General features: G+C 71.8%; 24 protein-coding genes. 8 read left to right on the forward strand and 16 right to left on the reverse strand.

What is annotated here, in order from left to right; all coding sequences use genetic code 11:
• Together CAP_RS55490 and CAP_RS41225 are read left to right on the forward strand one after the other, a co-directional pair.
• Positions 1–1,573, forward strand: a 1,573-nt coding sequence (locus tag CAP_RS55490) for a L,D-transpeptidase (RefSeq protein ID WP_052376851.1), incomplete at its 5' end; no start/stop codon positions are given.
• A 32-nt stretch (positions 1,574–1,605) separates the two neighbouring features.
• The gene (locus CAP_RS41225) at positions 1,606–2,793 is read left to right on the forward strand and encodes an acyl-CoA dehydrogenase family protein (RefSeq protein WP_044251486.1); all 1,188 of its coding nucleotides are present in this window, start codon (positions 1,606–1,608) and stop codon (positions 2,791–2,793) included.
• 163 nt (positions 2,794–2,956) lie between these two features.
• Here the strand turns inward: CAP_RS41225 and CAP_RS41230 are convergent, their stop codons facing one another.
• Positions 2,957–3,589 (reverse strand): SAM-dependent methyltransferase, encoded by a 633-nt coding sequence (locus CAP_RS41230; protein WP_044251489.1) that lies wholly within the window; start codon positions 3,587–3,589, stop codon positions 2,957–2,959.
• Between the two features lie 63 nt (positions 3,590–3,652).
• Positions 3,653–4,351 carry a 50S ribosomal protein L3 gene (gene rplC, locus CAP_RS41235; protein ID WP_081865802.1) on the reverse strand — a complete coding sequence of 233 codons (699 nt, stop codon included), beginning with the start codon at positions 4,349–4,351 and terminating at the stop codon, positions 3,653–3,655.
• 376 nt (positions 4,352–4,727) lie between these two features.
• On the opposite strand from rplC, the gene CAP_RS41240 reads away from it, so the two are divergent.
• A complete protein-coding gene (locus CAP_RS41240) occupies positions 4,728–7,439 on the forward strand; it encodes an MGH1-like glycoside hydrolase domain-containing protein (protein ID WP_156041621.1) in 2,712 nt (903 codons plus the stop codon).
• A 152-nt stretch (positions 7,440–7,591) separates the two neighbouring features.
• Positions 7,592–8,029 (forward strand): hypothetical protein, encoded by a 438-nt coding sequence (locus CAP_RS41245; RefSeq protein WP_044251492.1) that lies wholly within the window; start codon positions 7,592–7,594, stop codon positions 8,027–8,029.
• Between the two features lie 205 nt (positions 8,030–8,234).
• Here CAP_RS41245 and CAP_RS41250 read toward each other — a convergent pair whose 3' ends face one another.
• Positions 8,235–8,669, reverse strand: a complete 435-nt coding sequence (locus tag CAP_RS41250) for a cupredoxin domain-containing protein (RefSeq protein WP_044251499.1) — start codon at positions 8,667–8,669, stop codon at positions 8,235–8,237.
• A 205-nt stretch (positions 8,670–8,874) separates the two neighbouring features.
• On the opposite strand from CAP_RS41250, the gene CAP_RS41255 reads away from it, so the two are divergent.
• From CAP_RS41255 to CAP_RS41265, 3 genes are all read left to right on the forward strand, one after another.
• Entirely contained in the window at positions 8,875–10,926 is a 2,052-nt protein-coding gene (locus CAP_RS41255; protein WP_156041622.1) for a hypothetical protein, read from the forward strand.
• A gap of 101 nt (positions 10,927–11,027) precedes the next feature.
• The gene (locus CAP_RS46745; protein WP_197041571.1) at positions 11,028–12,005 is read left to right on the forward strand and encodes a CE1 family esterase; all 978 of its coding nucleotides are present in this window, start codon (positions 11,028–11,030) and stop codon (positions 12,003–12,005) included.
• A 95-nt stretch (positions 12,006–12,100) separates the two neighbouring features.
• The gene (locus tag CAP_RS41265; RefSeq protein WP_156041624.1) at positions 12,101–14,677 is read left to right on the forward strand and encodes an Eco57I restriction-modification methylase domain-containing protein; all 2,577 of its coding nucleotides are present in this window, start codon (positions 12,101–12,103) and stop codon (positions 14,675–14,677) included.
• Positions 14,678–14,695: 18 nt separating this feature from the next.
• Here CAP_RS41265 and CAP_RS41270 read toward each other — a convergent pair whose 3' ends face one another.
• The 12 genes from CAP_RS41270 to CAP_RS41320 all read right to left on the reverse strand — a co-directional run bounded on the left by CAP_RS41270 (position 14,696) and on the right by CAP_RS41320 (position 24,785).
• On the reverse strand, positions 14,696–15,211 hold the full coding sequence (locus CAP_RS41270; RefSeq protein WP_044251501.1) for a nuclear transport factor 2 family protein: 516 nt from the start codon (positions 15,209–15,211) through the stop codon (positions 14,696–14,698).
• Between the two features lie 57 nt (positions 15,212–15,268).
• Complete coding sequence (gene trpS / locus CAP_RS41275; protein ID WP_231512004.1) at positions 15,269–16,309, reverse strand: tryptophan--tRNA ligase; 1,041 nt, start codon at positions 16,307–16,309, stop codon at positions 15,269–15,271.
• Positions 16,310–16,397: 88 nt separating this feature from the next.
• Positions 16,398–17,339, reverse strand: coding sequence for an ATP-binding cassette domain-containing protein (locus CAP_RS41280; protein WP_052376856.1), 942 nt, complete (start codon positions 17,337–17,339; stop codon positions 16,398–16,400).
• Positions 17,336–18,007 carry a molybdate ABC transporter permease subunit gene (gene modB / locus CAP_RS41285; protein ID WP_197041572.1) on the reverse strand — a complete coding sequence of 224 codons (672 nt, stop codon included), beginning with the start codon at positions 18,005–18,007 and terminating at the stop codon, positions 17,336–17,338. The genes CAP_RS41280 and modB overlap by 4 nt, the downstream gene beginning before the upstream one ends.
• Before the next feature lie 33 nt (positions 18,008–18,040).
• Entirely contained in the window at positions 18,041–19,780 is a 1,740-nt protein-coding gene (locus CAP_RS41290) for a beta-L-arabinofuranosidase domain-containing protein (RefSeq protein WP_044251503.1), read from the reverse strand.
• A 379-nt stretch (positions 19,781–20,159) separates the two neighbouring features.
• Positions 20,160–20,807, reverse strand: coding sequence for a cysteine hydrolase family protein (locus CAP_RS41295; protein ID WP_063748837.1), 648 nt, complete (start codon positions 20,805–20,807; stop codon positions 20,160–20,162).
• A gap of 28 nt (positions 20,808–20,835) precedes the next feature.
• Entirely contained in the window at positions 20,836–21,165 is a 330-nt protein-coding gene (locus CAP_RS41300) for a hypothetical protein (protein ID WP_044251505.1), read from the reverse strand.
• Positions 21,166–21,245: 80 nt separating this feature from the next.
• Positions 21,246–22,409: a 5-(carboxyamino)imidazole ribonucleotide synthase gene (gene purK, locus CAP_RS41305; protein WP_081865805.1), complete on the reverse strand. Its 1,164-nt coding sequence runs from the start codon at positions 22,407–22,409 to the stop codon at positions 21,246–21,248.
• Positions 22,406–22,927, reverse strand: a complete 522-nt coding sequence (purE, locus tag CAP_RS41310) for a 5-(carboxyamino)imidazole ribonucleotide mutase (protein WP_231512005.1) — start codon at positions 22,925–22,927, stop codon at positions 22,406–22,408. The genes purK and purE overlap by 4 nt, the downstream gene beginning before the upstream one ends.
• Before the next feature lie 13 nt (positions 22,928–22,940).
• Positions 22,941–23,267, reverse strand: coding sequence for a tellurite resistance TerB family protein (locus CAP_RS41315; RefSeq protein ID WP_044251545.1), 327 nt, complete (start codon positions 23,265–23,267; stop codon positions 22,941–22,943).
• Between the two features lie 201 nt (positions 23,268–23,468).
• Positions 23,469–23,915 carry a hypothetical protein gene (locus tag CAP_RS53055; protein ID WP_197041573.1) on the reverse strand — a complete coding sequence of 149 codons (447 nt, stop codon included), beginning with the start codon at positions 23,913–23,915 and terminating at the stop codon, positions 23,469–23,471.
• A 114-nt stretch (positions 23,916–24,029) separates the two neighbouring features.
• Positions 24,030–24,785: a hypothetical protein gene (locus CAP_RS41320; RefSeq protein WP_044251507.1), complete on the reverse strand. Its 756-nt coding sequence runs from the start codon at positions 24,783–24,785 to the stop codon at positions 24,030–24,032.
• Between the two features lie 230 nt (positions 24,786–25,015).
• On the opposite strand from CAP_RS41320, the gene CAP_RS41325 reads away from it, so the two are divergent.
• Positions 25,016–26,221: a hypothetical protein gene (locus tag CAP_RS41325; protein ID WP_156041625.1), complete on the forward strand. Its 1,206-nt coding sequence runs from the start codon at positions 25,016–25,018 to the stop codon at positions 26,219–26,221.
• A 9-nt stretch (positions 26,222–26,230) separates the two neighbouring features.
• Here CAP_RS41325 and CAP_RS53060 read toward each other — a convergent pair.
• On the reverse strand, positions 26,231–26,443 hold a 213-nt coding region (locus CAP_RS53060), incomplete at its 5' end, for a hypothetical protein (protein ID WP_197041574.1).

The raw sequence follows: 26,443 nt of genomic DNA on the forward strand, positions 1-26,443 counted from the left end.
GGCGGCGGTGTTGCCGGGGGTGGCGGCGCTCGCGGGGGTGATCGGGGCGGGGCTCCAGGGGGCGGCGGCGACAGGGGTTCCGGGGGGGATGGCGGCGGTGGCGCTGGCGCGGCTGGATGTGAAGACCGGGGCCGGGGGGCTCGAGGTGGATCCGGGGGCGCTGAAGGAGGTGCCGTCGGAGCTCCTGGACGATGGGTCGGACGAGCTGCCCAGGGAAGCCGTGGCGGCGCCGGATCTGGGGCCGGAGCGGGAGGAGCTGGCGAGCCTCGGGCGGGAGACGTGGGTGTTCGCGGAGCCGCGGTGGGGGAGCCGGCGGCTGGGGTATCTGCGGGCGGGGGCGGTGGTGGAGCGGGGGGAGAAGGCGGCCGGGAAGGCGGGGTGCCAGGGGGGGTGGTACCGCGTGGAGCCGCGGGGGTACGTGTGCGTGGGGGCGAAGGCGACGCTCAACGTGCACGCGCTGGCGGTCGAGGCGTCGTCGCGGCGGGCGACGCTGGGGAAGGGGCTGCCGTACACGTACGTGATGTCGCGCTCGCCAGCGCCGCCGCTCTATTCACGGCTGCCGGAGCCGGAGGAGCAGCGGAAGACGGAGCGGGATCTGGAGGGGCACCTGCGCAAGGTGGCAGGGCTTTCGCGGGGTACGGACTTCGTGCCGATGCCCGAGGCGGAGCCGGTGCCGAACGTGCTGCTCTACGGGCAACCCGCGCCGGCGCTGGGCGGGGAGAAGCGGACGGCAGGGGCGCTGCTCGTGGGGGTCGCGCAGCCGCGCTCGGGGTTCGCGCTGCTGTCGACGTTCGATCACGAGGGGCGCCGGTTCGGGCTCACCACGGACCTGGCGGTGCTGCCGCTGGACCGGACACGGGTGGTGCAGGAGAGCACGTTCGAGGGGCTGAAGCTCACGGAGGAGGTGGGGCTGCCGGTGGCGTTCGTGCGGCGTCGGCGGGCCGTGAGGATGATGCCAGGGGGCGGAGGGGGGTTCGTGCAGGGGGCGGCGCTGGGGTTCCGGGAGGCCGTGCCGCTGACGGGAGAGGTGCGCCGGGTCGGAGGGGTGGAGCACCGCGAGGCGCGGGACGGGAGCCTTCTGCGGGCGGAGGACGTGGTGGTGGTGAGCGGGCCGCGGACGATGCCGGCGTGGGCCGTGGGGGGGCGGAAGTGGATCGACGTGTCGATCCTGCGGCAGAGCCTCGTGGCCTACGAGGGGACGCGGCCCGTGTTCGCGACGCTGGTGTCGACGGGGGCAGATGGGCTGGGGGACCCGAAGAAGACGCGCTCGACGATCCAGGGGGCGTTCCTCATCCACACGAAGCACGTGACGGTGACGATGGATGGGGACGAGGACGACGAGGATCGGTTCGATTTTCGCGACGTGCCCTTCGTGCAGTACTTCACCGAGGGGTACGCGCTGCACGCGGCCTACTGGCACGACGAGTTCGGGACGCCCCGGAGCCACGGGTGCGTGAACCTGTCGCCCAGGGACGCGGCGTGGCTGTTCGGGTGGACGACGCCGGACGTGCCGGCCGGGTGGCACGCTTCGCTGTCGCTGAAGAAGGGGACGCTGGTCTACATCCACCCGTGACCGCGCCGCGGTGAAGGGGTAGATCGGCGCGCATGGCAAGTCCCAAGGAGCCGCTCTCGCTCGATCAGCTCATGGCCGTCGATCCTCTGCTCACGGAAGAGGAGAGGATGATCCGCGACACGGTGCGCCGGTTCGTGCGCGAGCGCTACCTGCCGCGCGCGGCAGAGCTGTTCGCGAAGGAAGAGTTCCCCGTCGACCTGATCCCGGAGATCGCCGAGATGGGGCTGCTCGGGGCGTCGCTCACCGGCTACGGCTGCGCGGGGATGAACGCGGTGTCGTACGGGCTGGCGATCGCGGAGCTGGAGTACGGGGACAGCGGGCTCCGGAGCTTCGCGAGCGTGCAGGGGTCGCTGGCGATGTACCCGATCTGGCGCTTCGGCTCGGAGGAGCAGAAGCAGCGCTGGCTGCCGAAGATGGCCGCGGGTGAGTTCATCGGGTGCTTCGGGCTGACGGAGCCCGACTCGGGGTCGGATCCGGGCTCGATGACGACCCGGGCGCGCCGCGACGGGGACGACTACGTGCTCACCGGGACGAAGATGTGGATCACCAGCTCGCCGATCGCCCACCTGGCCGTGGTGTGGGCCAAGGTCGACGACGGGGGGCCGGAGTCGATCCGCGGGTTCGTGGTGGAGCGGGGGATGAAGGGGTTCGAGACGCCGACGGTGCACGGGAAGATGAGCCTGCGGGCGAGCCCCACGGGGGAGATCGTGCTGAACGAGGTGCGGGTGCCGGCGGAGAACGTGCTGCCCGGCGTGACGGGGCTGAAGGGGCCGCTGAGCTGTCTGACGCAGGCGCGGTTCGGGATCTCGTGGGGGGCGCTGGGGGCGGCGCGGGCGTGTTACGAGGCCGCGGTGTCGTACACGCGCGAGCGGGTGCAGTTCGGCAAGCCCGTGGCGTCGAAGCAGCTCGTGCAGGAGCAGCTCGTGGAGATGGCGAGCGAGATCGCCAAGGGGCAGATCATGGCGCTCCACTACGGGCGGCTGAAGGACGCGGGGGCGCTGACGCCGGTGCAGGTGTCGCTGTGCAAGCGCAACAACGTGGGGTGGGCGCTGCGGATCGCGCGGATGGCACGCGGGCTGCTCGGCGGGAACGGGATCCTCCTGGATTACCCGGTGATCCGGCACATGCTGAACCTGGAGAGCGTCTACACCTACGAGGGCACCCACGAGGTGCACACCCTGATCCTCGGCGACGCGCTCACCGGCTACAACGCGTTCTAATTCACACGGCAGGGGCTCGCGCCCCCGCCCCCCGCCGAGCAAAGCCCGTCGGGGCCCCCCACTCCGCGATCCACCCTTGGTTTCCAGAGCGCTTTGCCGCTTCGGGCCTGACGTCCGTCGCCTCGGGAAGCGGACAATGTCCGCGACCGCATGTATGAAGGGGCTACGCGCCGCTCGGTGGGGGGGTGGGCTCGGGCTTCTTCCTGCGGAGGCCGACGAGGAACACCTCGGAGCTGACGCTGCGGGTGCCCTCGGGCCGGATGACGCGCGCCTCGGCGAAGGCCTTCTGGAGGGCGGCCTTGGCCTTGGGGAAGTCGTCGCTCATGAAGAGCTTGCCGACGAAGGCGCCTCCCGGGGCGAGCAGCGCCTCGGCGACGGCCACGGCGCGCATGAAAAGGTCGAAGCTCCGGGCCTGGTCGGCGAGCTTGCTGCCCGTGGTGGCGGGGGCCATGTCGGAGAGGACGACGTCGTAGGGGGCGAAGATCCCGAGATCGGCGTTGTCCAGAGAGAGGGCGTCGCCCTGGATGGCCTTGGACGAGGGGCCGAGGCTGACCTGGATGGGCGAGAGGTCGACCGCGAGGAGCTTGCCGCCCGGGCCGATGCGCTGCGCGGTGTACATGGACCAGGAGCCAGGGGCGGCGCCGAGGTCGAGCACGCGCTGGCCGGCGCGGAGGAGCCGCGTCCGTCGGTCGATCTCTTCGAGCTTGAAGACGCTGCGGGCGGGATAGCCCTGGGCTTTCGCCTGGCGGGTGCGGGCGTCAGGTCGCTTGTACGGGTTCTTGTTCCGGCTGCTCACGAGCGACCTGGGGGGCGGGGCGCCGCCGATTCACGCCGGCTACGCCCCGCGGCGGTCAGGGCCTCAGCCCTTCTTCTTCTTGCCTTCGGGGGCGCGCGCCACGTTCCAGCGCTTCTTCGCCTTCTTCACGGCGCCGCGGACGACCACGAACGACCCGTCGGGGCCCGGGACGCCACCCTCGATGAGGATGAGCTGATCCTCGGGGATCACCTTGATCAGGCGCTGGCTGTGGATGGTCACGGTCTCGTCGCCGTAGTGACCGGGCATCTTGAGGCCGGGCAGGGTGCGGCCGGGAGTCATGTTCGTACCGATGGAGCCGCCGTGCCGGAAGTACTCGTGGGTACCGTGCGAGCCCACCGAGCCCGCCATGCTCCACCGGCGGATGACGCCGGAGAAGCCGCGGCCGCGGGTGCGGCTCTGGGCGTCGACGTACTGGCCGGTCTCGAACACGTCCTCGACCTTGAGGACGCTGCCGACCTCGAACTTGGCGGCGTGCTCGGGGGGGCAGCGCAGCTCGCGGAGGTGGCGCTTCGGGGAGACGCCCGTCGCCTTGTAGTAGCCAGCCAGCGGCTTGTTGGTGTGCTTCTCCTTGCGGTCGTCGAGACCGAGGATGAGCGCGCTGTAGCCGTCCTTCTCCAGGGTGCGCTTGCCGACGACGACGCAGCCTGCCTGGATGACGGTGACGCGGAGGACTTCGCCGTTCTCCGTGAAGATCTGCGTCATGCCGATCTTCTTGCCGATGATGCCGGGATTCTGGTTCACGTGAGATGCCTTCCTTCGCTCCTTCGGAGAGTGTCTCGGAGTGCGTCGCGGGGTGCTCGGAGCGCCGGGTTGGCGCCTCCTTGCGTCCGCTTCGCGCGCAGCGGCCAGGTGGTCCGCTGCCCCTCTGCGCCTCCTCTGGGCCGGTTTCGGAGCGAAAAACCGGGGCGGCTCTGCCGCCAGGCACGTTGGGGGGCGCGAAGTCTACCCAGGGCGCCGCAAAAAGAAAGGGTTTGCAGCGGGTCGCCCTCCGCAAAGGCAGGAAGGAGCCGGCTGAAGTGGAAACCGGGCCGACCGGAGCAGGGTGGAAGGCCGCTCTCCGGTGCTGGCCAGGCTTCCCATCATGTACCGCGGTGGCGATGATGGCGGCACTCAATCCATGCGAAGCCTGCGATCTCCCCTCGCCCTCTCGTTCTGCGCCCTCGCGGTGCTCGCCGCGGCGGGCTGCGGCGATGACCTCAAGGACCGCTACGGGTCCTCGACCACCACCACCACCACGACCACCACCGGCACCTCGGCAGGCGGGGGCGGCTCCGGCGGCGCGGACGGTCAGGGCGGGGCGGGGGGCGCAGGAGGGAGCGGCGGCGAGGCGCCCATCGCGAGCTGCGTCCCGGCCGTCGCGCAGGACACGGCGGGGGGCGACCGGTACGAGGACGGACAGTACGAGGCCTCGGTCGTGGTGCAGGACGCCGAGAGCTGCGCCCGGAGCTACGTGCTGTCCACGACAGGCCCGGTGCAAGAGAACATCCCCGCGACCTCACGGCCGTACGCGGAGCGACCGGGGCAGCCCGTGGTGCGCACCGGGCACGCGATGTTCGACGCCATCTATGCGATGGCGGTGGAAGAGGCGCGCGAGAACTCGGTCGACGCCATCTCCGACTACGCCTTCAACGGCGGCGCAGCCATCCCCTGCCCTGCGGGAGGCTGCTTCGAGACAGGCCAGAAGTGGAACTACGTGTGGACGCGCGACACGGCCTACGCGGTGGCGCTGGGGCTCGGACAGTTCGATCCCACCCGCGCGAAGAACTCGCTGCAGTTCAAGATCAGCACCCGGCGGGACGGCTCGCGGCCCGAGATCGTGCAGGACACGGGGAGCGGCGGGAGCTGGCCCATCTCCACGGACCGCGTGGTGTGGGCGATCGGGGCGAAGGAGCTGCTCAACTTCCTGGATGGACAGGAGCGCGCCGCGTTCCGCGACCTGGCCTACCCGGCCCTGGTGAACACCGCGGAGCGGGATCGCCAGACCATCTGGGACCCGGCCGATGGCCTGTACCGGGGCGAGCAGTCGTTCCTCGACTGGCGCGAGCAGACCTACCCCGCGTACACGGCCACGGACACCGTCCAGATCGCGATGAGCAAGGCGCTCAGCACCAACATCGGGCACATGGTGATGCTGCAGCTCGCGGCGCAGCTCGCCGAGGAGAAGGGCGACGCCACGGCGCGCGCGCGTTACGAAGGGTGGGCGGAGGAGCTGCGCGAGGCGATCCGGGCGCGGCTCTGGCTGGAGGACCACGGGCTCTTCTCGACCTTCATCCCGGGCCCGCTCGACCCGGCCCCCACGACGCGGTTCGATCTGCTCGGCTCGGCGTTCGCCGTGCTCTACGACGTGGCGACGCCGGAGCAAGCCGGGCGGATCGTGGCGAGCTACCCGCACCTCCCCAAGGGCGCGCCGGTGGCGTGGCCGCAGCAGCAGGACACGCCGATCTACCACAACCGCGGGATCTGGCCCTTCGTGAGCGCCTTCTGGGCCAGGGCGGCGGCGAAGGCGGGCAACGCCGAGGCGCTGGAGAACTCGGTGCACGCGCTCCTGCGCGGCGCGGCGCTGAACCTGTCGCACATGGAGAACTTCGAGATGGTGACCGGCCTCGCCCACGTGGACGAAGGCACGACCTCGGGGCCGGTGGTCAACTCGCCGCGGCAGCTCTGGAGCGTGGGGGGCCACCTCGGGGTGGTGAACGAGGTGCTGTTCGGGCTCGAAGCGACGCCCGAAGGCGTGCGGTTCCACCCGAAGATCACCGGCGGCCTGCGCACCACGCTGTTCGAGGGCGCCGAGCGGATCACGCTGAGCAACCTGCGCTACCGCGGCAAGAACCTGTCCGTGGCGGTGGACCTGCCCGCGAATGCGGGCGGCGGCGGGCTGCTCGAGGTGCTCTCGGTGCGACTCAACGGTCAGGAGATCGAGGTCGACGCGCTCACGCAGGCGTCGGAGCTCGCGGCCGACAACCTGTTCGAGGTCACCCTGGGGCCGGGCGGCGCCGCACCCCAAGGCATCACCTTCCTCGACGACGCCACCCTCGCGAACTACCGGAACCTCTTCGGTCCGCGTCCGCCGAGCCTGAGCGGAGGCGAGATCGCGAGCGACAGGATCCAGCTCGCGTGGACCTTCCCCGAGGACGCGGCAGGCGTGACCTTCAACGTGCACCGCGACGGGGCGCTCGTGGCTTCCGGGCTGCCCGGGACCACCACGACCTGGCAGGACCCGGACAGCGGCGCGCACGCGACGAGGACCTACTGCTACACGGTGGAGGCCACGTACACCGTCTCGGGCACCGTGTCGCAGAGGACGCGGCCCTGGTGCTACTGGGGGACCAGCAGCGCGCGGGTGCAGACGTTCGGGGCGCAGGGGTTCACCGCCATCGGCGGCGCCCTGGTCAACAACCACGGGCACCAGCACTACGAGGACTGGGGCGACCCGGGCGACTCTCTCACGGTGATCAACGTGACGCCCAGCCAGTCGGGGAAGCACCTGATCCAGGCGCTCGCCGCCAACGGCGCAGGACCTTACAACACGGGGATCACCTGCGGCGTGAAGGCCCTGGAAGTCTGGCAGGGCGCGACCCTGGTGGGGGGTGGGCAGCTCGTGATGCCGCACCAGGGACAGGACTGGAGCCAGTGGCGCGACTCCAACCTCGTCGCGGTGAACCTCACCGCAGGCCAGAGCTACACCCTGGTCATCCGTGAGGACGAGCGCTCGGGCAACATGAGCGATCTCGGTCATTTCCTGCTCTACAACAACATGGGCGGCGCCTCCGGGCGGTTCAACAAGGTGAACATCGCCGAGGTGAAGCTGCTCTCGCTCGGCACGCCGTAGCTGCCCGTCACACCGCGTGCCGCGTGCCGCTTCCCACGCCGCTTCCCACGTCCAGCACGCGGTGACATTGTCCGCCCGATGGACATTTCCCGACATCCGCGCGGGGAGCGCGCGGAGATCTGCGCCCTATACTCCTTGCCGACGGAGGAACCATGGAGCGCAGGGACGATCGTGAAGGGCCGAAGGGTGGGGATCGGCTGGTGGATCGGTACTGGTTCTTGGTGCGGCGGCGCTGCGGGCCGGAGGAACCCGCGGGCACCGTGGTGCTGCGTGACGGCGAGAGCGTGGTGATCACCGTGGAGGCGCGGCTCATCGGGTGGCCTGACGGGACGCTCCTGTTCCGGCTCCGCTCGGCGACCACGCCCTGCGTGGGCTGCGTGGAGCGCGCGCTGGGGTTCGGGTACCGCCACGCCGGGCGCCCGCTCACCCCGGCCGACGCGCGGGAAATGCTGCGGGTCGCGGTGGATCGCTGTGCCACGGCGAGCGTCGATCCGGCGCACGCGAGCGAGGCACCGCCATCGAGCGGACCGGCGTCCCTGCGGCTCGCAGCCGAGCTGAAAAGCCCGGAGGACGCCTGGGTCGTGCTGTGAGCGAGGCGGCGTTCATGGATGCGGCCGGGGACAGTGGCCGCTTCCTGATACACACGGCCGGGGACAGTGGCCGCTTCCCGATGCGACGGGCGCCAGGCCCGAAGCGGCAGAGCGCTCTGGAAACCGCGGGTGGATCGCGGGGAGTGGGGCCCCGTCGGGATTCACGCCCGGCGGGGCGAGGGGACGCGAGTCCCCTCGTGGAGACTCAAGAGACGTTGATGGTCGCCTTGACCATCGCCATCCAGCACTGGAGCGTCATCTTGCCCTCCTTCTGAGGGGTGATGGCGACCTCGACCGGCGTGTTCAGGGGCAGGTCCTTCTTCACGCCGAGATCGGGGATCTCGATGGCCTTCAAGCACTCGCTCTTGGTGGTGCGGTTGAAGCGCAGCACCACGGTCTCGCCCTTCTTGAGGTCCAGGGTCGAGGGAGAGAAGCCCTCGTCCACGACGGCGATGTCGATGCGCTTCGCCCCCGCGGGGATGGTGCCGTCGGCGCCCGCTTTCGCGCCGTCCTGACCGGCGGGGGCCTGGTCCGGAGCAGCGGTGGTCTGCGCCCCGGAGGACTTGTCGCAGCCAGCCGTGGCGAGGACCAGCGCGATGGCCAGCAGGGGAAGGGCGGAGGGAAGGGCGTTGCGGCGCATCGCCGGAGTTTTCCCGAGGACCGCGGGAGGCGTCAAGCCCACCCCCGCAGCGGAGCGGGCGCCAGCGAGGCCCAGCGAGGCCCAGCGAGGCCCAGCGAGGGCCCCAGCGACGGCCAGCGCGCCACGCCGCCCTGCGCAGATGGCAGCGCGCGGAGATCTGCTGCAGGAACTTGATTCAGGAGGGGAGCGCGTTAGTAGTGGCACCATGCTGCGGTGGGCGCTCCTCGCCCTGTGCCTCGTTGCCTGCTCTGACCGGCCCCTGCCGGGGGGGCGGTCCCGCGTGGGCGAGCGGGGCGAAGCCTCTCCGGAGACACCGGCCGCGGCAGCAACGGCCGTGGTGTCGAGCGCGACGGCAAGCGCAACGGCAAGCCCGACGGCCGCCGTGATCGCCGCAGGTGCAGCAGCCGCAGGAGCGGCACGCGCGGGCGCGCTTCGCACCAGCACGCCGCCTGGATCCGGGGACGCGCTCGCCGGCCCCGAGGTTCCGGCAGGGGAGGGTTGCGCGGCGCGTGGTGACGTCGCGCTCTTCGTGTCTCCCGCGACTCCCCGGGCAGGCGTGCCGCTCCGGATCGTGGCCGTGTCGTCGCGACCGCTCCCTGCCACGCCAGGTGCGCTCGTGGTCCGGACGCCGCAGGGAGGTTCCGTGCCGCTCGCGCTCACCCAGGGGGGCGGGCCGCCGTGGTGGTCGTCCGCCGAGATCGCGTCGCCTGCGGCAGGGTCGTACCGGGCAGCGCTCGGCCAGGGCGCCGAGGTCCTGGCGTGCAAGGACATCTCCGTCGCGGAGGCGGCCGACGCACCTTCCTGGAGAGCGCCCCCGGGCAGCGCCGCGTGGCGGAGCGCAGGGACGTGGACGGCGGCGGACGAGGACCTCTACGCGGCGTGGATCGAGCGGCTCTTCGACGCGCCCCTCGCGGAGCAGCCGTCGTGGCGCGCGCTGCACGAGGTGCTCCGGGATCAGCGGCGGAATTTCCTGCACAACCACCTCGGCCAGGGCGAGGACGACCCGCCGCCGCGGGGGCTCTCCCTCGATCCGGACTGCGCGGACCTGCCGTACTTCCTGCGCGCCTACTTCGCCTTCAAGCTGGGGCTCCCCTTCGGATTCTCGGCCTGCACGCGCGGTGGCCCCAGCGTTTCCCCGGGCTGCGGGCGCTTCCGATCGAGCGACGAGCGGCCCACGAGCAAGGCGCGGAGCGCGGTCCAGGCCTTCAACCACTTCCTGCGGGTGACGGTGGCGGACACCGTGCACTCGGGCAGCGGGCGGGTCCCGTCGACCTCCGACGAGGGCGACTACTACCCCGTGGCGCTCACCGCGGAGAGCCTGCGGCCGGGGACGATCTTCGCCGACCCGTACGGGCACGTGCTCATGGTGGCGAAGCGCCTCCCCCAGACGGCCGACGCGGGCGGAGTGCTGCTCGCCGTGGATGGGCAGCCCGACGGCACGGTGGCGCGGCGGCGCTACTGGCGCGGCAACTTCCTGTTCGCGCTCGACCCGTCGCTCGGCGGGCCAGGGTTCAAGCGCTTCAGGCCCCTCGTGCGCGAGCGCGGGCGGCTCAGGCGGCTCACCAACGACGAGATCGCGCAGCACCCCGCGTACGGCGACTACTCGCGCGACCAGCACCTCCGGGGCGTCGAGGGCTTCTACGACAAGGTCGACGCCGTGCTCTCCCCGGATCCGCTGGACCCGCAGCGCGCGCTGCTGGAGACCGTGCAGGCCCTGGAGGAGCAGGTGCGGGGGCGGGTGCTCTCGGTGAGGAACGGGCAGGAGTACCTGGCCAAGGGCAACGCCTCGGTCGACATGCCCAAGGGCGCGGAGATCTTCGAGACCGTGGGCCCCTGGGAAGACTTCTCGACGCCCTCGCGGGATCTGCGCCTGCTCATTGCCATCGACGTGGTGCGCGGGCTGCCGGCGCGCGTGGAGCGGCTGCCGGCGCGCTACGCGATGCCGCCGGGCAGGTCTCCCTCGCAGGTGCGCGCCGAGCTGGAAGGCGCCCTCGGGCGGGAGCTCCAGGCGCGGCAGATCACCTACCCGCGCACCGACGGCTCGGAGCACACGCTGACCCTGGCCGACGTGGTGGCCCGCGCCGAGGCGCTGGAGATGGCCTACAACCCCAACGACTGCGCGGAGGTGCGCTGGGGAGCGCCCGAGGGCAGCGACGAGGCGCGCACCTGCACGCGGCGGGCGCCGTGGTCGCAGCGGATCAAGATGCAGCGCTACCGCGGATGGTTCCGCGATCGCCTCCGGCCACCGCGCGGCTGAGCGCAGCGATCCGTGGCCACGGCGCGCCGACAACGGGCGCGCGAACGAACGCCGACGAACGCCGACTTGCCGGGCCACGCACGCGCGTGTATCGCCGCAGCATGCGCTCCAAGCTCTCCGCCGTGCTCTCCCTCCTGCTCGTCGCCATGACGAGCCTCGCATCCGGCTGCTCCTCCGAGGAGGACTCCAGCACCACCGAGACCGGCGCGGGCGGAGGCGGCGCGGGCGGAAATGGCGCGGGCGGAAACGGCGCGGGCGGCGCGGGCGGCGCGGGCGGCACGGACGACGCCATCGGCGGGGACAGGCCCGTGGAGGTGTTCGTTCCGTCGAGCTACCAGGAAGGGACCCCTGCAGCGCTCGTGGTCCTCCTGCACGGCTACAGCGCGTCGGGCGCGCTCCAGGAGCTGTACTTCCAGCTCGAACCGCTCGCCGAGGCGCGCGGCTTCCTCTACGCCCACCCCGACGGCACCGTGGACTCCGACGGCAACCATTTCTGGAACGCCACGGATGCCTGCTGCAACTTCGACGGGAGCGAGGTCGACGACTCCGCGTACCTCCGGAAGGTCGTGGAGGACATCCAGGCGCGCTACACGGTGGACCCGAAGCGGATCTTCTTCGCGGGCCACTCGAACGGCGGCTTCATGTCGTACCGCATGGCCTGCGATCACGCGGACCTCATCGCCGCCGTCGCGAGCCTCGCCGGCGCGATGACCTCGGACCCGGCAGCCTGCTCCCCCTCCGAGCCGGTCGCCGTCCTGCAGATCCACGGCACCGCCGACGACACGATCGCTTACGACGGCGGCACCATCCCGGGAGCGGCGACGTACCCTGGCGCCCTGGCCACGGTGCAGGCCTGGGCGGAGTTCGATGGCTGCAGCGCGACCTCGACCGCAGGACCGACGCTCGACCTGGAAGCCAGCCTCACGGGCGCAGAGACCTCCACCCAGTCCTTCGGCGACTGTGACCCCGGCGGGTACGCCGAACTCTGGACCATCGAGGGCGGCAGTCACTCCCCGGGGTTCAACGCCAGCTTCGGCGCCGAGATGATCGACTTCCTGCTCGCGCACCCCAAGCCGTGACGTCTCCCCCGGGAGCCGCTCAGGACTCCGCTTCGCTCCTCGCGGCGGTGGGCTGCCTCCCGGATCCGCGTGAAGCAGGCGCCGAGCCTCCACCCGTGACGCGGCGCCGAGCCGGTCAGGGCGGCAGCGTGGCCATCTCCCGACCAGCCCGACGCCTGCGCGATCAGGCCATGGCCGCCCTGCGCGAGCTCGGCGAGGCCTTCCTGCGCGTCGATGCAGAGGCGGGTGGGCGCACCCTCGCAGGGCAGGGAGAGGCGCTGACCCGCGGCCTGACCACGGCCCTCCTCCGGATGCTGGTCCTGCTGGTGGTCGAGCGGCGTACTCCCGGCAGCGCGCCGCTGCTCGGCGCTCCGGAGGGCGCGTGGCCACGGCTGCTCGCCTTGTCGCGCGCGCTCCACGCGGGCGCTCCCGAGGTGGCGGGCCTGTCGCTCCCGCGCGGCGGCCGCCTCTTCGATCCGCATGCGCACCCTTTTCTGGAAGGCCGCCCCGCGAAGAGCCGCGGGCCCATGCCCCCCCTCGCGGACCTGCCTCCCATCTCCGACGCGGTGGTCTCCCAGGTACTGACCCACCTCGCCGCGGGGGAGGCCCAGGCCGAGGACACCGGCCCCGACGTCGACCGCATCGGCGCCCTGCACGAAGGCCTCCTCGGCCTCGAGATGCAGCCCGACGCGGCGGGAGGCTTCGCCCTCACCTCCGGCGTCGCCCGCCGCCGGGCCGGCGCGCACTACACGTCCCGCAGCATGGCGCGCGCCATCGTCGCCCGCACCCTCGCCCCGCTGCTCGCCGAGGCCTCCACGCCCGAAGCGCTCCTCGACCTGCGCATCTGCGACCCGGCGATGGGCGCAGGCGCCTTCCTGATCGAGACCTGCCACGCCCTCGCCGGGGCCTTGCTCGGCGCCTGGGAGCGCACCGGAACCACGCCCTCGCTCGCCTCCGAGAGCGACCTCCTCGCCCACGCCCACGCCCTCGTGGCGCAGCGCTGCCTGCACGGCGTCGACAAGGACCCGCTCGCCGTGGACATCGCGCGGATCTCGCTCGGCCTCCTCGCCAGCGCCCAGGGACGCCCGCCGCCCTTCGTGGATCACGCCCTCCGCAGCGGCGACGCGATCGTGGGGCTCGGCCCCGCGCAGATCGTGGGTCTGAACCCGCGGCCCCCGCGCACACCTGCCAGCAAAGACGCGGAGCGAGTCGCCGAGGTCGCAGCCGCCATCGACGCCGCAGCCGCGGAGGCCGCCGCAATCCGGCGCGCCATCCGCCTCGGAGCACCGGCCGCGAGCGAGGCCCTCGCGCGCGCCGACGACCTCCTGGTGCCCGCCAGGCTCCTCGGCGACGCGGCCCTCGCCACCTTCCTCGGCGTGGACCGGCGCTCACGGGCGCGCACCCTCGCCGCCTTGCCTGCGGCCGTCGCGCGCCTGCTCGCCGGAGAGCCCGATCCTGACCTCTCGGCGCGCCTCGCCGCCCTGCGCGCCCAGCACCTGCCCCTCCACTGGGAGCTGGAGTTCCCCGAGGTCTTCCGCGATCGCGGCGGCTTCGACGCCTTCGTCGGCAACCCCCCCTGGGTCGCCTACGCGGGCCGCGCCGCCCAGCCCATCGCCACCCCTCTCCGCGACCTGTACGCCGCGCTGAGCCCCGCGTTCGCCGGCTACCGCACCCTCCAGGGCATCTTCGTGCACCGCGCCGCCTCCCTCCTGCGCCCCGGCGGCAGGCTCGGCCTCGTGCTGCCCACCTCCATGTCGGACCTCGCCGGCTACGACCCCGTCCGCCGCGCCCACGACGCGCTCTGCGCCGCCGACGAGGCGCTCCCCGACTTCGGCGACCGCGCCTTCGACGGCGTCTTCCAGCCGAGCATGGGCCTGCTCTCCACCCGGCGCCTTGGTCCCCCGCGCCCCCCGCGCGAGGGCCTCCCCTCCCCTGCCTGGCAACTCGCGCGCTCCGACATCGACGCGGTCACCGCGGGCGTGCTCGAACGGCTGGAGGCCTTCCCGCGCCTCCCCGCGCACCTCTTCGGAGAGCGGGGCTACCAGACCACCGCCGCCGACACCCAGAAGCTCGCCACGCGCCCCGACGAGGCCCGCGCCGTGGCGCTCCGCGCGGGCGGAGACGTCGCCCCCTGCCTGCGCCGCGCGCCCCGCTTCTACTGCGATCCCTCGACCTTCGAGGCGCGCTTCAGGGCCGCGCAGGACTGGCACACGGTGCGCCTCCTCATCCGGCAAACGGCACGGTTCCCCATCGCCGCGCTCTCCGACGGCCTGGCGTTCCGCAACTCCATCCTCGCGGGCTTCGCCGACGCGCAGTACAGCGAGAGCTTCCTCCTCGCGTACCTGAACTCCACCCCTGTCCGCTGGATCCACTACCAGCGCCAGCGAGACGCCCGCCAGGGCATGCCCCAGGTGAAGATCTCGCACCTCCGGGCCCTGCCGGCCCCTCCGCCCGACCACCCCGCGGTGGAGGCGCTCTCGACCCTGGGGCACCTGCTCGGAGCGCGCAACGAGGGCATCACCGAGGCGGAGCAGGCGACCCTCGACAGCCTCGCCGCGCAGGCGCTCTCGCTGGACGACGCCGCGCTCGCCTTGTTCAGAGCGTGGCGCGCCGCGATCCAGCCCGGCGTGCGGCTCACGCACGACGCGCCAGCACCGGAGCCCGACCCGCCGCTGCCCGACCCTGCGCCTTGAGCCGCGCCACCTCCTGCGTCACGGCCCTCCTTCCTCGTCCCCGAGCCGCGCCCCGGCGACCACCGACTGCAACCTCCAGTCCCCGTCGACCTTCTCGGCCGTGAACATCACCTTGCGCTCGTCGGTGCGGACCTCCTGCCCGTGCAGCGACCCGGTGACCGTCGCCGTCGCCGTCGCCTCCGCCGTCATCCCCGCGGGATCGATGCGCAGGTCCACGTCACCGAGGCTGACGTGCGCCGATCGGTACACGCTCCCGAGCTGGGTCACGGCCTGCACCAGCGCCTCCCGCCCCTGCAGGCGCGCCTCGATCTCCGGCACGCTGGCGCTCGCCTCCTTCGTGAAGATCTCGCTGAAGTCCGAGCGCACCCGCCCGAGCCGCACCACCGGGTTCGTATCGCCCTCCTCGACGCGCACCGCGTCCGCGGTCCGGTGGAGCAGCCCGAGGAGGCGGTCCTTGTCGGACGATCCGAACAGGGCGAACGCGATCAGGGCGACGCCGAGAACCACGAGCCCGAGGGGCAGCCAGCGCTTCATCCCGGGCAGCGTAGGTCATGCCCCCGGCCGGCGCGAGCGAGGGGCGCCTCGGAGCCCTCACCCCTTGGCCGGCGGAGGCGCTGGTGGCTGCGCGGGGACCAGCCCCACCTTGCGGAAGACCTTGGAGAGCGTCCTCCGCGCCCGCCCCCGGGCACGCTCGGCGCCGCGGGCCAGGATCTGCTCGAGCCCCGTCTTGTCGCCCATCAGCTCCGCGTACCGCTTCTGGATGGGCGCGAGCCCCTCGACCAGCAGCTCCGCGAGCTCGCCCTTCAGGTCCCCGTACCCCTTGCCCGCGAAGTGATCCTCGATCTCCTGCACCGACTTGCCGCTCAGCGCCGCGTGGATGGTGATCAGGTTGGAGACCCCTGGCCGCGTTTCGTCGAAGCGCACATCCGTGCCCGAGTCGGTCACCGCGCGCTTGATCTTGCGCCGGATCACCTCGGGCGTCTCCAGGATCCCGATGTACGCGTCCGGGTTCTCGTCGCTCTTCGACATCTTCTTCGTCGGATCCTGCAGGCTCATGATCCGCGCCCCCACCTTGGGGATGAACGGCTCCGGCACCGTGAAGGTCTCCGAGTACCGCTGGTTGAAGCGCTGCGCGAGATCACGGGTCAGCTCGAGGTGCTGCTTCTGGTCCGAGCCGACCGGGACCAGGTTCGCCTGGTAGAGCAGCACGTCGGCCGCCATCAACACCGGGTAGGTGAGGAGCCCGGCGTTCACGTTCTCCTCGTGCCGCTGCGACTTGTCCTTGAACTGCGTCATCCGGCTCAGCTCGCCCATGTACGCCATCGTGTTCAGCACCCAGGCCAGCTCCGCGTGCTCGGAGACGTGCGACTGGAGGAAGATCGTCGACTGCTCGGGATCGATGCCGCTCGCCAGGTACTGGGCCGAGAACGAGAGACACCGGCTCCGGAGATCGGCCGGCACCTGCTTCACCGTCAGCGCGTGCAGATCGACCACCATGAACAGGCAGTCGTACTCGCTCTGCAGCGTGACCCAGTTCTTCAGCGCCCCGAGGTAATTGCCGATGGTCAGGATCCCGCTCGGCTGCATGCCCGAGAGGATGATCTTTTTCTTGTCCGTCGAAGGCTCGCTCACCCGGCCATCTTCCCCGCCGACCTCCACCCACGCAAGAGCGCCGCGCAAGGACCTCGCCGGGCGTCGCGCGCAGGCGACGGCTCCGTCCTCACCCGCGCGGCGCCGAAAGCCTCAGCACCACCTGCTCCCCTGTCACTCCCCCCTCCCCGAGCAGCGCTGCCGGCCCTTCCACGCGCGCCTCCCGCAGCGAGAGCACGACCCTCCCCTCCCCCACCGCCGTCGCTGGCCCTGCCGCCACCCCCGTCACCACCACCGCCCTCTCCTGCCTCAAGATCTCCGCCGGCGCCCCTTGCGCCACCGTGCGACCCCGCTCGAAGCGCACCAGCGTGTCCCCCAGCACCAGCGCCTCCTCCGGGTCGTGGGTCACCAGCACCGCCGGGATGCCGTGCCGCGCGAGCGCCGCGCGCAGCACCTCGCGCAGCTCCGCGCGCCCCTCCTGATCGATCGACGCGAAGGGCTCGTCCAGCAGGAGCAGCCTCGGCGCGACGAGCAGCGCCCGCGCGAGCGCCACCCGTTGACGCTCCCCTCCCGAGAGCGACGCCGGCCGCGCCGTCGCGCGGTGCGCGATCCCCAGCTCCTCCATCAGCGTCGCCACCTCCGGGTCTCGCCATCGTTGCGCCCGTCCTTGCGCCCGTCCTTGCGCCCTCCACCGCGCCCGCCACCACGCCCGCCACCGCGCCCGCCACGGCAGCCCGAACGCCACGTTCTCCTCCACCGACAGGTGCGGAAACAGCGACGGAACCTGCGGCACGTACCCGATCCGGCGCCGCTCGGGCGGCACGAAGATCCCCTGCGCGCTGTCGTGGAGCACCTCCCCGAAGGCCCGCACGTACCCGGAAGACGGCCGGAGCAGCCCCCCGAGCGCCTGCAACGTCAGCGACTTCCCGGCGCCCGAGGGCCCGAACAGGACGAGCACCCCGCGCTCCAGCGACAGCTCCGCCGAGACCGAGAACGCTGGCGCGCGCTGCGCCCCTGCCCCCACCGTGACCGTGAACGCCGCCGAGAGCGCCATCGCACCGGGATCGCTCACGCAGCCGCCTCCCTCGGAGAGAGCCGCGCCGCCACCAGCGCCACCGCGAGCGACATCCCGGTCAGCACCGCCACGTAGATCCCGGCGCGCGCGTCGTCTCCCCCCTGGTAGGCCGTGAACAGCTCGATGGGCATGGTGTTGGTGAGCCCCGGGATGTTGCCAGCCACCATCAGCGTCGCCCCGAACTCCCCGAGCGCCCGCGCGAACCCCAGCACCAGCGCCGCCAGCACCCCCCGGTAGGCCACCGGCAACGTCACCCGGAACAGGAGCGCCAGCGGACCGAGCCCGAGGCTCCGACCCACCTGCGTGAGTTCCGCCGGAACGGCCTCGATCGCCGGCTGCGCGGTCTTCACCACCAGCGGCAGCGCCACCACCGTGGACGCCATCACCGCAGCCGCCGGCGAGAACACGAAGCGCACCCCGAGCGCGCCCTCCAGCAGCGGCCCGAGCACCCCGCGCCGCCCGAAGAGCACGAGGAGGAAGTACCCGATCACCGACGGCGGCAGCACGAGGGGCAAGAGCACCAGCGCCTCCACCACCCACCGGAGCGGGTAGCGCCGCTTCGCTTGCACCCACGCGATCGCGATCCCGAGAGGCCCCGCGATGCCCAGCGCGATCGCCGCGACGCGCAGCGACAGGGCGATCGGGAACAGATCCACAGGGGTCACGGGCGCGGATGCTACGCGCCCGCGACGCCACCGTCACTTTCGCGGCGGTGACGTCGGCTGCGGCGCTGGCGCCGCCTGCGTGGCCTGCGTGGCCGGGGCGGCTTGCGTGGCCGGTGCAGCCGGTGTCGAAGGCGCCCCGCCTTCGGTCGCTGCCTTGTCCGGCGTGGCCCCGAGCGCCCCCTCCTTCGCCCCTCCCCCGTCGCTCCCCTTCGTCCCCCCGGCGACGCGGTAGCCGAGGTAGCGGCCGAAGCTGCGCATCGACTGGCTCCAGTGCTTCGGGCTCTTCGGCCTCATCGCGTCCACCCCGATGTCCGCCAGCGCATCGCCCGTGCGCAGCCAGCGCGCGTCACCGGTCAGCGCATAGGCCGCGCCGAACACCGGCACCACGAGCAGGTTCAGGTCCGCCGTCCCGCTGTCGTCGTACGCGTCCGTGTCGCAGCTCCAGAGATACCGGAATGCCCGCCGGTCCGAGGTGAGCGCCTTGTCCTTCAGCCACGTCGCCGTGCGCGTCACCACCCCCGCGAGGCGCGGATCCCCGGTGAGCGCGTGCACGTCCATCAGCGCGTCCACCAGCAGCGCGGTCATGAACGGCGACGCCCCCCGCGGCCCCCGCTCGCACTCGCTCGGGTCCGCGCGCGCCACGTCGTGCTCGAACGCCCCCGAGCTCGAACGCGCCTGCCAGGCCACGGTGCGGTCCACCAGCTCCGTCAGCGACGCCAGCACCTCGGGCCGCGGATCCACCGCGTAGTAGCTGGCCATGATCATCATCGTGAAGGCCATGTTCCGCTCGGTCGCGAGGAGCTGATCCTCCTTCGCCGTCTTGAACGACGGGATGCTCTGCCGCAGCGCCTCCCCCATGGCGACGATCGCCTCCTTCGCCGCCGGATCGCCCGTGAGCAGGTAGTCGTCGAGCATCCCCTGGGACACCATCCGCCGCAGCGCCCCCCACGACAGGGCCTTGTCGGGCGCCCACCCCTCCGCCTGGCACACGTGCACTGCCCAGTGCCGGTCCGGACTGAAGCGCAGCTCGTGGGCGCGGAACCACACCGCCTCGGCGCGCGCCCGCCGGAACCGCCCCGCGTCCCCGTTGCGCAGGAAGCGCTGATAGAGCGCGTGCGGGCTGTCGTAGTAGGTGCGGTGCTGCCCCGAGCACTCCACCTTCAGCGTGTCGAAGGCCGGCGACATGCTCGCCAGCCCCTTCTCGATCTGGTCCTCGAACTTCGGGAACCGCCGATCGTCGAGCGCCGGCACCTGCGGCCCGCTCACCAGGCTCTGCCCGTACCACCCGGCCGGCAACGTCGCGGCGATCGGTCCATCCGGGTTCGGCGCGAGCGCCGGAGACGACTTGCGCACCTTCTCGGCCTCGTCCCCCCACACGATCTCGTAGAGATCCTGCGCCGGTGCGCCCTGCTTCGCCCGGAACGCCACGAGCGCGCTCCGGATGGACCCATCCCGCGGCCAGGTCGCGAGCATCGCCACGTGCACCGGCACCCCGGTCCCCTTCGCCCCGTGGCGCAGCGCGATCTTCTCCGGATCGCGGATCGCCCCCGGCGGGAACGGCACCCCCACCGACACCACCGCCTCCCCCCCGGAGACCACCCCGCCGCTCGGACCACCGGCCGCGGTGAGCAGCATGGGGATCACCCCCCGCTGCAACGGCGCGCGCTCCGCCGGCCCCTGGGACCCAGCCTTCTGCGCGTCGGCCTCCAGCCGGGCCCGCTGCGCGCGCGCCTCGGCTTCTGCCCGGACCCACGCCTGGATCCGCGCGGACACATCGGCGTTGCCGTCTGCTGCGGACGACCCCCCACAGCTCGACGTGCAGGAGGGAACGGCGCACAGCAGCAGGAACGAGGCGAGCCGAGCCGCGAAGGACCCCTGTCCAGGAGCGCGTATCTTCGCGGTGCTGCGGCCTGAACTGTTCGAGAGCTGTGCTCTGCGGAGGGAACCAGCGCGTGCCATGTCCGGATTGGATGCCGCTCAGCCACCGCAGCGTGCGCGCGGCTGCACATCGGCCACGGGCGGAGCGATCTCTGCGGGCTGTGGATCGCGCCCGAGCGCCCGAGCCCCCCCGCGCCCCGGCAGCGTCAGCGGATCATGTCGAGCCAGGTCTCGTCTGCGTTGGAGGGCCAGTTCGGGTCGTGGATGAAGCGGCTCACCGGGCGTTCGTCGCCTTCTCCGGCTTCCCGGCCGCCTCGCCGCGCCTCTTGTCCTTCTCCTCCGGCGCGGCCGGCGTCTCCGCCTCGAAGTCGACCTCGTCGCTCCGCATCACCGTGACCCCGCAGAAGCGCTTGAGCTGATCCAGGGCCGTGTCGTGATCGAAGTCGCTCTCGGCGGCGCAGCAGTCGGAGAGCGCATACAGGTCGTACTCGTGCATGTGCGCGTCGTGCGCCGTGAAGAAGACGCAGAGGTTCGTCGCCATCCCCGTGAGGATCAGCCGACGCGCGCCGAGGTGCTGCAGGAGCGGCTGCAGCGAGGTCCCGAAGAACCCGGAATGCTTCGGCTTGACGATGAAGTAGTCGTCGCGCCGCGGCTTGAGCTTCCGCACCACCGCGCGACCCCGGGCCCCCTTCCGGGTGCAGTACCGGTAGATCTCGCCGTGATCGCTGCGCCAGTGATCGTAGTTGTCGTTGACGTAGATGACGGGGAACCCCGCGGCGCGCGCCCGGGCGAGGAACGGCTTCAGCCGCGCGGCCATCTTGTGGGCCCAGGGGACCACCTTCTCGCCGCCGGGGAACGCCAGATCGTTGAGGACGTCGATCACCAGCACGGCGGCCGGCGGCGGCGGAGGCTTCCTGGACATCGCGGCGCGCGCTGGCTCCGTCGCGGGCTCAGTCCTCGGCGGAGATGTCGAGGATGCGGTGCAGCGTCCAGCGCATGCTCCCCGGCACGAGCAGCGGCTCCAGCTCACGCTGGTGTTGCTTCTGGTACGGCACGCCCTTCATGTCGTTCCAGGCGCTCTCGAGATCCGTGAACGAGTCGAGCTGCACCTCCATCTCGATGTGCCCCTCGCTATCGCCGATCAACCCCTGGACGAAGCGGAGGGAGGTCGGCTTCCAGCCGATGCGGTCCCCCACATCGACCATCCACTTGCGCAGCAGGACAATGGTCGCGTCGGTCTGCCCTTCCCGGGCGGTGAATTGCCATCGGGCGATGTACATGTCGGACTCCCCTTCCTGGCCACCCGCTCACGCATCGCGAGCGGTATGCGCACGCAAGATCGGGCCGGGGGTCGGGGGCGTCAAGCGGGCAGCGGAAGAGGCCCGCGACCACCGAGGCGTGCCATCGCGAGCTTCGCGGCGGCCAGCGCCTCCTCCGGCGTGCGCCCCGTGGCCGACAGGTGCCCCATCTTGCGGCCAGGCCGCGCCACCCGCTTGCCGTACAGGTGGAGCCTCACCCCGGGGATCTCCAGCGCCGCCTCGAAAGGAGGCGGTGCGTCACGCATCCACAGGTCGCCGAGCAGGTTGACGATGGCCGCGGGCCGCACGATCTCCACCGAGCCGAGCGGCAGATCGCACGCCGCGCGCACCGCCTGCTCGAACTGGCTCGTCGCGCAGGCGACCTCCGAGGCGTGGTAGCTGTTGTGCGGGCGCGGCGCGAGCTCGTTCACGAGCAGCCGCCCGTCGCGCCGGAGGAACATCTCCACCACGAGCAGCCCCTCGATCGCGAGCCCCACCGCCAGATCCAGCGCGATCTGCACCGCCTGCCCGGTCACGGTCGCCGGGATGGGCCCCGGCAGGAGCGACCACTCCAGGATGCGATCGCGGTGGTGGTTCAGCGCCGGCGGGTACACCGCCAGCTTCCCGCTCGGCGTGCGGGCCACGAGCACGCTCAGCTCGGCCTCCAGATCCAGCGCCGCCTCCACCACCGCGCGATCGCCCCCGAGCTGCGCCCACACCCCCTCGGCCCCGGCGAGGTCCATGAGCTGCCCCTGCCCCCGCCCGTCGTACCCACCGCGACACGCCTTGATGAAGCAGGCAGGCCCCATCGCCGCCGCCGCCGCCGCGAGCTCCGCCGCGCTCCCCACCTCGCGGAACGGCCCCACCGGGAAGCCGTTCCCCGCGAGCCAGCCTTTCTGGACACCGCGGTCCTGCACCATCCCCAGGATCTGCGCCGAGGGCCGCACCGGAGCCACGCGTGCCGCCGCCTCGATCGCCGCGACCGCGATGGTCTCGATCTCCAGCGTCACCACGTCGCACCCCTTCGCCAGATCGACCGCGGCCTCCACGTCGTCAAACGGCGCCGTGACCAGCCGGTCCAGCACCGGGCGCGCCGCGCAGTCGGGATCCGGATCCAGCGCGTGGACCTGGTAGCCCAGCGTGCGCGCCGCCAGCGCCGTCATGCGGCCGAGCTGACCGCCGCCGAGGATGCCGATCGTCTTGCCGGGGAGGATGGGTCGGCTCACAGGATCACGGCGTCACGGAGCACAGCGACCTCCTGGGCTCTTCGGAACTCGGCGAGGCGCTCACGCAGCGCGGGGCGCCCGAGCGCGAGGATCGACGCCGCGAGCAGCGCCGCATTCGCGGCCCCCGGCTTGCCGATGGCCATGGTCGCCACGGGCACGCCCTTCGGCATCTGCACGATGGACAGCAGCGCATCGACGCCATTCAGCGCCGTCACCGGCATGGGCACCCCGATGACCGGCAACCACGTCTTCGCGGCCACCATCCCTGGCAGGTGCGCCGCTCCTCCGGCCGCCGCGATGATCACCTGGAGCCCGCGCGACGCTGCCGTCTCCGCGTACTCGAACATCCGATCCGGCGTGCGGTGGGCCGACACCACCCGCGCCTCGTGGGGGATCCCGAGCGACGTCAGCATCTCCGCTGCGGGCGCGAGGTGCTCCCAGTCGCTCCGCCCGCCCATGATCACGCCGACGATCGGCGCCTCGCCCGCCTCGCGCACCTCCACCGAGGGATCGCTCATGACACCCACGCGCTCAGGCCGTGAGCTGCTCGAGCAGACGCAGCGACTCTGCCTCTTCGGGATCGATCTTCCCGTCGGCCTCGATCATCTTCCGCGCCGTGTCGAGGAACAGCTCCCGGTGCGCCCGCGGGATGAGCTGGGGATCGAGCGCCTCGGTCTCGGGAGGCACCTCCAGCCACGTCTTCACCTGCGCCTTCTCCTCCTCGCTCAGGTGGAGGCGGGTGATGAGCCTGCTGATGTACTTGCGCTCCTTGGGCTGGATCTCCAGATCGGCCCACGCAAACGAGCACACGAACCGCATGAGCTGGAGACGTTCTTCCCGCGAGAGCTTGTCGAGCATGCCGGCCACTCTAGCCCGCCCCCCCCAGCCGAAGGATGGAAATTCAGAGCCGCGCCCCCTCCGTGAAGACCATTGCGACCCGGGCGCAGCTCGGTCCCGGCGCCACCCCTGGAGTGTTCTGAGGAGAGCCCCGAACCTGCTTCAGGAAGCGACGCAGCCCCCACCTGCCGCAGCGCCCTTCACCGGCATCTCTGCCGGGCATCAACCAGGCGGCGGCGGCGGGTTGTCAGGCGGCAGCCGCAGCGCCGGCGGGTTGTCATGGATAAGCGGCGGCGGATTCGACGGCGGCGGCGGCGGCGGCGGCGGATTCGACGGCGGTGGCGGCGGCGGCGGGTTGCAGCTCTGCCCCCGGAAATCCATGACGTGCCACGTCCCGTCGGCCTCGCAGCGCGCGCCGACCTCGGGGCACGACGTCTCCCGCGGATAGCTACAGTACTGCCCGGCCCCTACGCACGGAGCGCCACCCGCCGGGGGCTTCGCCGGACACCCCTCCTCGGTCGGAGGCCCCTGCGGAGTGCACTCCCCGCCAGAGCATTGCCCGGATGCCGACGCGCCACACCCTGGCACGAGCGGTACCAGGAGGGCCGATGCCGCGGCGACCGTGACGACGAACGGCGCCTGCAGCGCCCGCCGCTTCTTCTCGATCATGATCTCCTCAGCCCCTCTCCGCACCACCTGACCCAGCGTCATGGCCCTGCGACGCCTCGCCCGGGGGGAGGGAGCACGCAGCAACCTCCGGCCTCACGCCCCGTGTTCTCTCCCTCAGGGCTGGTCCGGGGCGGAAGGCACGCAGAGCATCTGCACCTGCCCGCAGGCATCGCACGCCATGCCCGCGCAGGGATTGATGACGCGCTCGGCGCAGATCGTGTCGTCGAAGCACCCGTAGGCCTCCATGCACTCGCCCAGCGGGTGACACCCTGCCTGCTCCAGCGCTGGCTGGGGCCCACCCGGCTCCGCGCACCCCGGCTCGAGCCAGCGGCAGATATCCGCGTTGACGCTGCAGTCCTGCTCCGAGAGCCCCAGACAGTAGTCGGGCGACGGCGGGTTGCAGGTCGTCAGGGAGACGACCCACGCGCCCTCGTGGCACGTGGCGTAGGACTCCATGTCGCCGCAGCCCGTGGGCGTCATGTAGGTGCACTCGATCCCCTCGGGCGCGCTGCATGGAGTGCCCTGCATCGGCATCTCGGCCGGGCACCAATCGGGCTCGGGCGGGTTGCAAGAGACGATGACGTCGCTGGTCTCCCACCTCCCCTCGGAGTTGCATTGCGTCGTGAACTCGGGGCAGGAGGAGTCCGGGTAGTAGCAGTTCAGGTTGACCTCGGCGCACGGAAGGCCATCCGGCGGAGCCGTCTCGGGACACCCCTCCTCGGTCGGAAGCGGAGGATTGCACCCTCCCCCCGTACAGTCTCCCGACACCGACGAGCCACACCCCGGCAAGAGCGGCATCAGCAGGGCCGACGTCGCTGCCACGGTGACGATGAACGGCGCCTGCAGCGCCCGACGCTTCTTCTTGACCATGATCTCCTCAGCCCCTCTCGGCACAACCTGGCTCAGCACCGTGGCCCTGCGACGTCATGCCTCCGGGAGGAACCGGGCGACACCCGCACCCTTCGCCCCTCCTGTTTTCCCAGATCCGCGACGGCATTGGAACCATCACCATCTTCTGGAAGCACGAACGATGCCGGTCCCCCCTTGGACCTTGAGAGCAACCACCGGAGGGCTCGCAGGTTCGAGGAGCCTACCCTCGCGTGCGCTCGCGGGTCGCCTCCGGCCAGCCCCGAAACGGCCAGCCGCGAAGCAGCCAGCAAAAAAAACGCGGTTCCGCGCAACTGGGCCTCTGCTCGACCCGATGGACCGATCGAGGTCCCCCCTTGCTCAGCCCTGCCCACGAAACCATCGCCCGCGTACTGGTCGAGCACCCATCGCTCCTCTCGGCCCTGCTCACACGCATGTTCGGCGCCCGCGCGCCTGGCATCCTCCGGCGCCATGACTCCACCTTGCGCGCCGCCCCCGCGCTGGAGGTCAGGCCCGATGGCGTCTTCCAGGCCCATGGCCCCCAGGGGCGCTGGCTGGTCCTGGAGGTCCAGAACCGCATCGACTCCCCCAAGCGGCGCCGCTGGCCCCTCGCTGCCGCCATTCTGCTGAATCAGCACGGCACCATGGGCGACGTCCTGATGCTCACCGTGAGTCGCCGCGTGGCCTCGTGGGCTTCTCGCGCCGCCTCATTGAAGGGTCCCATGGGCACGATTTTGAAATTGAAGCCCACCGTCGTGCTCATTACGCCAGACCATGCCGAAACGTTGCTCGATCGACATTGCCCTCAGCCCGCCGTTTTTGCAGCCTGGTCGGTGCACCGTCGTCACGGCCGCCTCGCCGAGCGCATCGTCCGTCGCGCCGTGGACCTCATCTCCCACCTCCCCTCCCCATTGCGCCGTCCATGGATGCATGCAATCGTGAACACCACCAACCGAAAGGTCCTGCTGCGCATGAAGGATAAAATCGACAATCGGCGCACGTTCGACAGCATTCCTCTGTCCCCCTGGGCCAAGGACTTCATCGAGACGTGCGAGTTCTATTCCAAGCTCCTGTGGCTTCACGAGTCATTGATGAGCGTCCTCGGCGCCCGCGGTCTATCGCTGACCCTCAAGCAGCGACGCCTGCTCGCCGCCTGCAGAGATCTCGACCAGTACAAGCGCTGGCTCGTGCAGGCCGCCACCGCGACGACCACCCGCGAAGCCCTGGCCCGCACCAAGCGAAGCCGCGTCGCGCATCGCGCCCCGGCAGCGCGCGCGACGAAGAGCAGGGTCACGAAGAAGGCAGCCCCTGCCAGCCCCCGGAGCACCAAGAAGGCCCGCCCCTCCCGGCCTCAAGCGAAGACCCGCCCCACGACCCCCCGCCCAGTCTCCGCGCGCCCAGCCCCCGCGCGCCCAGCCCCCGCGCCTCCGGCGAACTGACGCTGCCCCTCAGCGCGCCAGCGGCGCCGGCACGGCGAGGCGCAGCACGCCATCCGGCACGGCCATCTCGAACAGCTCCCCGCGCCGATCGGCAAGGCCGAGACGCATCAAGCCATCCGGCCGCACCAGCGCGAACGGCGCGCGCGCGAGCGGCACCTGCTGCCCATCGGGCACCACGTACACCGCGACCCCACCGCCCGTCCCGGCCCCACCGCCCGTCCC

Origin of the sequence: Chondromyces apiculatus DSM 436, assembly GCF_000601485.1 — a bacterium.
In the GTDB taxonomy this organism is placed as follows: domain Bacteria; phylum Myxococcota_A; class Polyangia; order Polyangiales; family Polyangiaceae; genus Chondromyces; species Chondromyces apiculatus.

Bases quoted from the DNA above. Each gene is read 5' to 3' on its own strand.
- CAP_RS41315 (WP_044251545.1), bottom strand. From the start codon at position 23,267: ATGCTCGACAAGCTCTCGCGGGAAGAACGTCTCCAGCTCATGCGGTTC.
- CAP_RS41300 (WP_044251505.1), bottom strand. From the start codon at position 21,165: ATGTACATCGCCCGATGGCAATTCACCGCCCGGGAAGGGCAGACCGAC.
- CAP_RS41240 (WP_156041621.1), top strand. From the start codon at position 4,728: ATGCGAAGCCTGCGATCTCCCCTCGCCCTCTCGTTCTGCGCCCTCGCG.
- CAP_RS53055 (WP_197041573.1), bottom strand. From the start codon at position 23,915: ATGATCGAGAAGAAGCGGCGGGCGCTGCAGGCGCCGTTCGTCGTCACG.
- CAP_RS41255 (WP_156041622.1), top strand. From the start codon at position 8,875: ATGCTGCGGTGGGCGCTCCTCGCCCTGTGCCTCGTTGCCTGCTCTGAC.
- CAP_RS41225 (WP_044251486.1), top strand. From the start codon at position 1,606: ATGGCAAGTCCCAAGGAGCCGCTCTCGCTCGATCAGCTCATGGCCGTC.
- CAP_RS41295 (WP_063748837.1), bottom strand. From the start codon at position 20,807: ATGTCCAGGAAGCCTCCGCCGCCGCCGGCCGCCGTGCTGGTGATCGAC.
- CAP_RS41320 (WP_044251507.1), bottom strand. From the start codon at position 24,785: ATGGTCAAGAAGAAGCGTCGGGCGCTGCAGGCGCCGTTCATCGTCACC.
- CAP_RS41245 (WP_044251492.1), top strand. From the start codon at position 7,592: ATGGAGCGCAGGGACGATCGTGAAGGGCCGAAGGGTGGGGATCGGCTG.
- CAP_RS41250 (WP_044251499.1), bottom strand. From the start codon at position 8,669: ATGCGCCGCAACGCCCTTCCCTCCGCCCTTCCCCTGCTGGCCATCGCG.
- CAP_RS46745 (WP_197041571.1), top strand. From the start codon at position 11,028: ATGCGCTCCAAGCTCTCCGCCGTGCTCTCCCTCCTGCTCGTCGCCATG.
- purE (WP_231512005.1), bottom strand. From the start codon at position 22,927: ATGAGCGATCCCTCGGTGGAGGTGCGCGAGGCGGGCGAGGCGCCGATC.
- CAP_RS41270 (WP_044251501.1), bottom strand. From the start codon at position 15,211: ATGAAGCGCTGGCTGCCCCTCGGGCTCGTGGTTCTCGGCGTCGCCCTG.